The sequence below is a fragment of the Sphingobium sp. TB-6 genome (assembly GCF_012927365.1).
GTDB lineage: Bacteria > Pseudomonadota > Alphaproteobacteria > Sphingomonadales > Sphingomonadaceae > Sphingobium.
In genome coordinates, this window is record NZ_JABBGL010000039.1 from 1 (window position 1) to 7,264 (window position 7,264).

Here is a 7,264-nt window from a genome sequence, read left to right on the forward strand (position 1 = left end):
CTATTCACCCAGGAACGCGTTGCGGCATCGGCCAATCTTTTCCTGGATGGTTTGTTGGGTGAGAAACGGCGCAAAACAGGATGGATGCGTGCAGAGGCGGCCGGAGATCCTGAGCCCTGGCGACAGCAGGCCATTCTGGGTCGCGGGCGCTGGGACGCAGACGGTCTTCAAGACATCGTGCGTGACTATGTCGTAGAGAACCTTGCCCCAGATGACGCTGTTCTGGCCATCGACGAGACCGGCTTCCTTAAGAAGGGCGATGCCACCTGCGGTGTCGCACACCAATATACCGGTTCGGCAGGCAAGACAACAAACTGCCAGATCGGTGTTCGCGACCTATGTTTCGGCTCGGGGTCATGCCTTTGTCGATCGAGCCCTCTACTTGCCCAAGAGCTGGACTGGTGATCGGACAAAGCTTGCCGCCACCCATGTTCCAGAGACTGTGTCCTTTGCCGCCAAGCCCGCCTTGGGTCGAGATGATAAGGCGTGCGCTGGCGGCGGATGTACCCTTTTCATGGGTAGCGGCAGATGCGGTATATGGCCTAGGCGACGTCGAAGGCGCGGTGCGCCAAGCCTGCACGGGCTATTTCCTTGGGGTCAAATCCGATCATTACTTCGGCTCCTGGGCGAAGAACCCGGCGCAGACACTTATGCAAGATTCGTGCCGCCAGCGCATTGATTTAACATAATGTTTATTATCGACTATTGAGCCTGTAAGCGGGTGGATTCTATTTCGAAGTGCGAAATCCTAGGTTTTATAAGGGTTTGATCCCTTTTCCAGGAAGGCACGCAATGAACGGCTATCAGCATCTGGGTTTGGACGAGCGGCGCGACATTTATCGATTGGCAGCAACCGGACGGTCAGCACAGCAAATTGCTGACGCGCTGTGTCGGCATCCTTCGACGATTTATCGAGAGCTCAAGCGCAACCGCCATCTGGATGAGAATCCGCTGTTTCGCGGCTATTTTCCGACTGTCGCACAGACCATGGCGCGCGGGCGTCGAGTTCGTGGCGGGAAGATCGCTCGCCAACCGGAACTCGCCGCTTATATCGCTGATCGCTTGTCGGCCGCCTGGTCGCCAGAACAGATTGCGGGTTACCTGCGGCGTCATCGGGGCAACCGGGAGGCGGTGTGCCACGAGACCATTTACCAATATGTCTATGGACCTGATGGACGCCACCAGAAGCTGTGGCGCCATCTTCCCGTTGCCCGCCGTTCTCGACGGCAGCGCTACGCTCGTAAGCCACGCGGTCTCCATATTCCTGTGGCCAATACGATCGGCGCACGTCCGCAGGAAATTGCGGATCGCAGCAGCTTCGGACATTGGGAAGGCGATCTCCTGATCTTCCGGAGAGAATATGGCAAAGCCAACCTCACCTCGCTGGTCGAACGCTGCAGCCGCTTCACCTTCCTCGCGCGTAATCCGAGCCGACATTCTGCCGGTGTCATGGCCGGGATCGATCGGCATTTGCGCGGCATCCCCCCTTCCCTCCGGCGTAGCATCACCTTTGATCGCGGCACGGAATTTGCGGCTTTTGCGACACTGCGAAACAGGCTCGGCGTCACCAGTTATTTCTGCTTACCGTCCGCGCCCTGGCAGAAAGGCGGCGTGGAAAATTGCAATGGCCGAATACGGCGCTTCCTGCCCTCCAACACCGACATTGCGCTCCTGTCGGACAAAGAGATCCAGGCCGTCGCCGATCGCCTCAACAGCACACCCCGCAAGTGCCTGGGCTATCGCACCCCGCACGAGGTCCTGGGAGAACAGATCGCCCTCCTCAAGGCCGGATAAATTTTGCCATCCGGGGTGGGGCTCGCCCCACCCCGGATGAAATGCTACGCATCACCTCGGGTGTCGCGCTTCAAATGGAAACCGCCAGCGCCGGATAGAAATGTCACCCTCTGCAAAATAGAGATGTCACTGGTGGCATGGTGCTCCCTGGATGCAGGGAGTGCGCGGATGATGGTGGTGTCCATGAGCCATGGCGAGCTTACACGCTTTGATACTCTGCTACGTGTTGAACGCCGGGAGTTGCGGGCCGAGGATGCAGCAACGCTGCTCGGTTTGTCGCGTCGGCAGGTTTATCGATTGCTGATACGGATGCGCGCGGACGGTGCGTCGGGCCTGGTTTCCCGACGTCGTGGACGCCGTAGCAACCGCTGGCTCGGCGACGGAATTCGCGATCATGCGATTGCGTTGGTTCGGGAGCATTACCATGATTTTGGGCCGACGCTGGCTGCCGAGTATCTGGCGGAGCGGCATGATGTGCATATTTCCCGTGAGACGCTGCGCAAGCTGATGATCGAGGCTGGTTTGTGGAAGGACCGTGCGGCGCGTCGTCCGCGCCCCTATCAGCCGCGCTACCGCCGGGACTGCCGCGGCGAACTGGTCCAGATCGATGGCTCGAAGCATTGGTGGTTCGAAGATCGTGGTCCGCAATGCACCCTGCTCGTCTATATTGACGACGCGACCAGTGAACTGATGCATCTTCAGATGGTCGAGAGTGAGAGCACCTTTTCCTACATGGAAGCGACGCGCGAATATATCGAGCGGCATGGCAAGCCGGTGGCCTTCTACTCCGATCAGCACAGCGTCTTCCGTAATTCCCGCGCCAGCGCGGCGCGCGGGGATGGCATGACTCATTTCGGCCGCGCGCTGGACGCGCTGAACATCGAGATCATCTGCGCCAACTCGCCGCAGGCCAAGGGCCGGGTCGAGCGGGCCAACGGCACGTTGCAGGATCGGCTGGTCAAGGCGATGCGGCTGGAGGGCATATCTTCGATCGAAGAAGCGAACGCCTTTCTGCCGGGCTATATGGTCCGCCACAATGCCCGCTTCGCTCGTCCCGCTTTCGATAGTCGCGATCTCCACCGTCCGCTCGCCCTCCATGACGATCTGCGCGCGATCATGGTGTGGCGCGAACAACGGACAGTCACGGCGGCGCTGACACTCCATTACAACAAGGCGATGTTCATCCTGGAACCGACCGAGATCGCCAGGGAGCTGGTGCGCAAGCGAGTGATGGTGTGCGAATATCCTGATGGCCGGCTGGAGATCCAGCATGAAGGCCATGTGTTGCCCTATCGCCAGTTCGACAAGATGCGGCAGGTGAAGCAGCCGGCGATCGTGGAGAACCGCCATCTCGACGCGGCCTTGCTGCTGGCGAAGCAGATCCAGGCGATCGCCCCGCATCACCGGCAGCGCAACAACAATGCTCCTGCCCGTCGTGACCAGCCCACACATCTGTTCCCGGAACCGGAGGTGCCGGCGAAGATCGATGGGCGCCGGTTGGGCGGGGCCAAGCTCAAACGCGGCCCCCGGCTCAGCCAGGCGGAGTTACGGGCGCGCGGCACGCTCGAGTTCGTGAAAGCGCGCTAAGGCCGCGCTGACCGAGCCCGCTGCGTGCGCAGCGGGTCCATGCCCTTCCCCATCTAAGTCGCGCTTCCAGCAGGGTCTGCGCTGCGCTATCTCGAGGGCTCCACGCAGCCCCTGCTGATCGAAAGAGTGTCATTTCTATTTGGCAGAGATTGTGACTTCTCTAAGTAGCAGGAACATTTTATGTACGCGTTGTCAACATGTTATATGGCTTCTTAGCCTTTGCGATTTACACTGCGTTCGCCGAACCCCTGTTTGGGCGGTATCACATCCCCCAGCCATTTCCTCGATCCGAACAGGAAAATCGCTCGGTTGCGGTCAGCTACGGCATTTCGGTAGCATGCTGCGGATCCATCCTTGAATGGCAAGCTCCGTTTTCCAGCGGTGCGGTAATTACCTCGGATGACGGTATTTTTTCGGCGCTGTGAGAAATGCCAGAGGTAGGCACAGCTACCGAAGCTGTCGAAGATCGCTTTATCAACTGTTGATAAGATGCTATCCTCGGGTCAGGAGGTATTTGGATGATCAGCGCGGATCTTGGACAGCAGCTTGAAACGTTCGTGACCAGCTTGGTCGCGAACGGTCGATACAATTCGAAAAGTGAGGTGCTCCGCGAGGGAGTGCGCATGATTCAGGACCGAGAAACCCGCCTTGCAGCGCTCGATGCTTCGATCGCGCGCGGGCTCGCCGACGCTGATACAGGGAACACAACTCCCGCAGAAGCGGTGTTTGATCGCCTTGAAGACAAATATCGCGCCATGGATACCGGCTCTCAATGATCGTCCACCTTTCGGCCGAGGCCGAGCATGACCTTGAGACGATCGGTGATTATATTGCGCAGGACAACCCCGCCCGGGCGATAAGCTTTTTGCGCGAGCTGCGCGAGAAATGCCTGGACCTGTCGAATCATCCTGAACGTTTCCCGCTCGTGCCACGCTTCGAAGGACTGGGCGTGCGGCGCCGCGGGCATGGAAATTATCTGATCTTCTATCGCGTGGAAGCGGACAAGGTCGTCATTGTTCACATCCTGCATGGCGCTCAGGATTACGGAGCGATGCTTTTTCCAGACTGACTATTAACTGCTTCAATGCCCCTCTCTTTTTACCAACTGTCTTTGGACCTGGACCACATCATGAGCCCACCGATGACGACCATCACCAGCGCCGCAGCAGGCATGGCCTGCCGCCGCCCATGAGCTGGTCAGCGCGCCGCGAGGGCTGGAATCCACAGAGTGAAGATGCCCGCGATGACGGGGATGTCTATTACTCTCGCGTCATCCACTCGGCCGCGTTCCGCCGACTGCAAGGCAAGACGCAGATTTTGAATCTCGGCGACAGCGACTTCTACCGGACGCGCCTGACCCACTCGCTAGAAGTCGCGCAGATTGCAGGCGGAATAGCCCGCCAACTCGGCAAGAGCATCCCCGATCACCCCGCCGCCTCGCTCCTGCCCGACCGCGGGACCATCCATTCGATCGGTTGCACCCATGATTTCGGCCATCCTCCCTTCGGCCATGGCGGTGAGATCGCGCTCAACTATTGCATGCGCGATGCAGGCGGGTTCGAGGGGAATGGCCAGACGTTGAGAATATTGGGCCGACTGGAGCATTTCTCCTCCCATGCCGGGGCGAACCTGACGCGCCGGACCATGCTCGGCATCCTGAAATATCCCGTCGCCTTCAGCCGAGTGAGCAATCCGGCGATCATCCCTGCCCTCGTCACCGGCCCGACCACCATCAAGATACTCGACGGCAAGGCGTGCAAGCCCCCCAAGTGCTATCATGATAGCGAGCAGGACGTTGTCGACTGGATTCTTGCGCCGCTGGACAATGAGGATCGCGAAACATTCCAGACGTTCGCGCCCCAGCCCGGCAAGCATGGTCGGTCCATCCACAAATCGCTCGATTGCTCCATCATGGATACGGCCGACGACATCGCTTATGGCGTCCATGATCTGGAAGATGCGATCGCCCTTGACCTCGTCACGCGGGAGCGTTTTGCCGCCGCGCTGCAGGATCGCTGCCCGACTTTTCTCGACGCCCTCAAGGAAAAATATCCGGGCGAGAGCGCCAATGACGTCTTCTCGCAGATGATAGACGGTTTATTCGGCGGCGCTGCCTCGCGCAAGCGCTTCATCGGACGGCTGGTCCACCATTTTCTCACCGCCGTGGAATATGTCGAACTGGACGCCTTTGCCGAGCCATTGCTGCGTTACCGCGTCCGGGTACGGGAAGGCGAGCGTCAGTTCCTCGACGTCCTGCAAAATTTCGTCGTGCGGGAAGTCATCACCAGCCCCGGGGTCCAGCATCTGGAGTTCAAGGGTCAGGGGATGGTCATCGCCGTTTTTGAAGCCATGCAGGCCGACCCGGTCCGGCTTCTCCCCCGCGAAGAGCTTTTGAAGTTTGAGGCAGCGGGCGGCGACCTGCGCATCATCTGCGATTATGTTGCAGCGATGACCGACACGCATCTGCTCAAAACATATGAGCGGTTGTTTTCCCCACGCTTGGGTTCGGTGTTCGACCGTCTCTGACAGGAGCGGTGTGCCTCGCTCCGTCCGCTTATTTGCACGCGCCGGGGATGCGTCATGGCGATGTCACAGGAGGCAGGCTACCTGCGCCACATGAATATCGGTTCATATTTCCGCCTCGAAGGCGTCCTCGTCGCAGGTGCGGTCAATCCCTATGTCCAAGCGCGCAATGGTGCGCTTTGGGAGGTCGGCCTTCTTAAAAATGTCGTTCATCTTCTTCAATCGAACGTGGTGGTCGAAGGCATCAGGACGGGCGCGGAAGCGATCGCGGTCAACTGGATTGAAGCGAACGGGCCGTTTCAATGAACCCTTTCCTCACCCGCCATGTAGCGGTATCGCTCGGTGTCGCCGAAGCGTCCGCCTAACCTCGGCGGTGATCGTGTAGACCGCTTCTCGCTGCGCACCGCGATTGGGATGATCGACGCGGTAGCCCTGATAATGCCGCCGCAGCAGGCCGGCCTTCACCAGATCCGAAACCGCCCGGCTCACACTGGTTCGACCGGAACGGATGATGCGCTCCTGAATCTGCGCCTCACATGCGCGCTCCAGCTCGGCTGGATCAGCGCCATCCTGCGCCATGCCTAGCACCTCTCCCCGCACGGCTTCCACCATGGCGATGCGCCGGCAATCGCGTTTCGCCAGCGGAGCCAAGGCCTGGCAGAGCCAATCGCGAACAGGCACCCTCCCCTCCTCGGTCCTCACATAAGGCCCGAGGCTTCCATTGGGTCCGGCTTCTCGTGCGATGAGTTCCAGTACCAGCAGCGCATAGCGCGGTCGGCGCGTGACGGCCGCAATACGATCGACCAGTTCCGGCTGCGTTGCGCTCGCTGGCGCGAGCGTCGGCCGTACAGGCTTCTTCGCAGACGGCAGAGGTTGCTCGAAACGGTCGGCCTGATAGAACATATCAGGAATCTAGCAGATGATGAGTCGCTGTGAATCCCCTTTTCTGCGCCGGTGCCAGATAAAACCCATGTGTCACTTTGCCCGGCTACGCCCCGTGTTCTGGGGCAATTCCCCTCTTCCGGTCGGCCATCTTCCAGCTTATGCCCTTGCGCATCATCAACGGGAGAATGCCCAATGAACAACACCGATCTCGCCGAAGCCCTGGCTGCCGACCAGGGCCTCACCAAGGCCGATGCCCGCAAATATGTCGACGCCGTTTTCAGCTCGATCGCCAATGCGGCTGCCAAGGGGCAGGAGGTGTCGCTGAACGGCTTCGGCAAGTTCAAGGTGAGTGCGACGTGAAAGTCGTCTAAATAATTGTTTGCGCATGAATAATCTCATGGATCAAACCTGATGTTCCGTCATCAGTAGCCTACCGGCACATGCGGGACTGGTAACGGTCCGGTATGAAGCTGCT

General features: G+C 59.5%; 7 protein-coding genes and 2 pseudogenes. 8 read left to right on the forward strand and 1 reads right to left on the reverse strand.

Going from position 1 to position 7,264, the window contains the following annotated elements; translation table 11 throughout:
• The 7 genes and pseudogenes from HHL26_RS23805 to HHL26_RS23835 all read left to right on the forward strand — a co-directional run.
• A pseudogene (locus HHL26_RS23805) lies at positions 1-626 on the forward strand (IS701 family transposase); the annotation flags it as partial.
• A 166-nt stretch (positions 627-792) separates the two neighbouring features.
• On the forward strand, positions 793-1,794 hold the full coding sequence (locus HHL26_RS23810; protein WP_061934287.1) for an IS30 family transposase: 1,002 nt from the start codon (positions 793-795) through the stop codon (positions 1,792-1,794).
• A 168-nt stretch (positions 1,795-1,962) separates the two neighbouring features.
• Entirely contained in the window at positions 1,963-3,381 is a 1,419-nt protein-coding gene (locus HHL26_RS23815; protein WP_061939481.1) for an ISNCY family transposase, read from the forward strand.
• Between the two features lie 518 nt (positions 3,382-3,899).
• Positions 3,900-4,157, forward strand: coding sequence for a type II toxin-antitoxin system ParD family antitoxin (locus HHL26_RS23820; RefSeq protein ID WP_061939483.1), 258 nt, complete (start codon positions 3,900-3,902; stop codon positions 4,155-4,157).
• On the forward strand, positions 4,154-4,450 hold the full coding sequence (locus HHL26_RS23825; RefSeq protein ID WP_061939485.1) for a type II toxin-antitoxin system RelE/ParE family toxin: 297 nt from the start codon (positions 4,154-4,156) through the stop codon (positions 4,448-4,450). Before HHL26_RS23820 ends, HHL26_RS23825 begins: the two co-directional genes overlap by 4 nt.
• 119 nt (positions 4,451-4,569) lie before the next feature.
• The gene (locus HHL26_RS23830; RefSeq protein WP_061939487.1) at positions 4,570-5,907 is read left to right on the forward strand and encodes an anti-phage deoxyguanosine triphosphatase; all 1,338 of its coding nucleotides are present in this window, start codon (positions 4,570-4,572) and stop codon (positions 5,905-5,907) included.
• Positions 5,908-5,961: 54 nt separating this feature from the next.
• On the forward strand, positions 5,962-6,210 hold the full coding sequence (locus tag HHL26_RS23835; protein ID WP_062733589.1) for a DUF5818 domain-containing protein: 249 nt from the start codon (positions 5,962-5,964) through the stop codon (positions 6,208-6,210).
• 9 nt (positions 6,211-6,219) lie between these two features.
• Here HHL26_RS23835 and HHL26_RS23840 read toward each other — a convergent pair whose 3' ends face one another.
• Positions 6,220-6,807 carry a hypothetical protein gene (locus HHL26_RS23840; RefSeq protein ID WP_061939491.1) on the reverse strand — a complete coding sequence of 196 codons (588 nt, stop codon included), beginning with the start codon at positions 6,805-6,807 and terminating at the stop codon, positions 6,220-6,222.
• 174 nt (positions 6,808-6,981) lie between these two features.
• On the opposite strand from HHL26_RS23840, the pseudogene HHL26_RS23845 reads away from it, so the two are divergent.
• A pseudogene (locus HHL26_RS23845) lies at positions 6,982-7,137 on the forward strand (HU family DNA-binding protein); the annotation flags it as partial.
• Between the last annotated feature and the right edge of the window lie 127 nt (positions 7,138-7,264).

Bases quoted from the DNA above. Each gene is read 5' to 3' on its own strand.
- HHL26_RS23830 (WP_061939487.1), top strand. From the start codon at position 4,570: ATGAGCTGGTCAGCGCGCCGCGAGGGCTGGAATCCACAGAGTGAAGAT.
- HHL26_RS23810 (WP_061934287.1), top strand. From the start codon at position 793: ATGAACGGCTATCAGCATCTGGGTTTGGACGAGCGGCGCGACATTTAT.
- HHL26_RS23815 (WP_061939481.1), top strand. From the start codon at position 1,963: ATGATGGTGGTGTCCATGAGCCATGGCGAGCTTACACGCTTTGATACT.
- HHL26_RS23825 (WP_061939485.1), top strand. From the start codon at position 4,154: ATGATCGTCCACCTTTCGGCCGAGGCCGAGCATGACCTTGAGACGATC.
- HHL26_RS23820 (WP_061939483.1), top strand. From the start codon at position 3,900: ATGATCAGCGCGGATCTTGGACAGCAGCTTGAAACGTTCGTGACCAGC.
- HHL26_RS23835 (WP_062733589.1), top strand. From the start codon at position 5,962: ATGGCGATGTCACAGGAGGCAGGCTACCTGCGCCACATGAATATCGGT.
- HHL26_RS23840 (WP_061939491.1), bottom strand. From the start codon at position 6,807: ATGTTCTATCAGGCCGACCGTTTCGAGCAACCTCTGCCGTCTGCGAAG.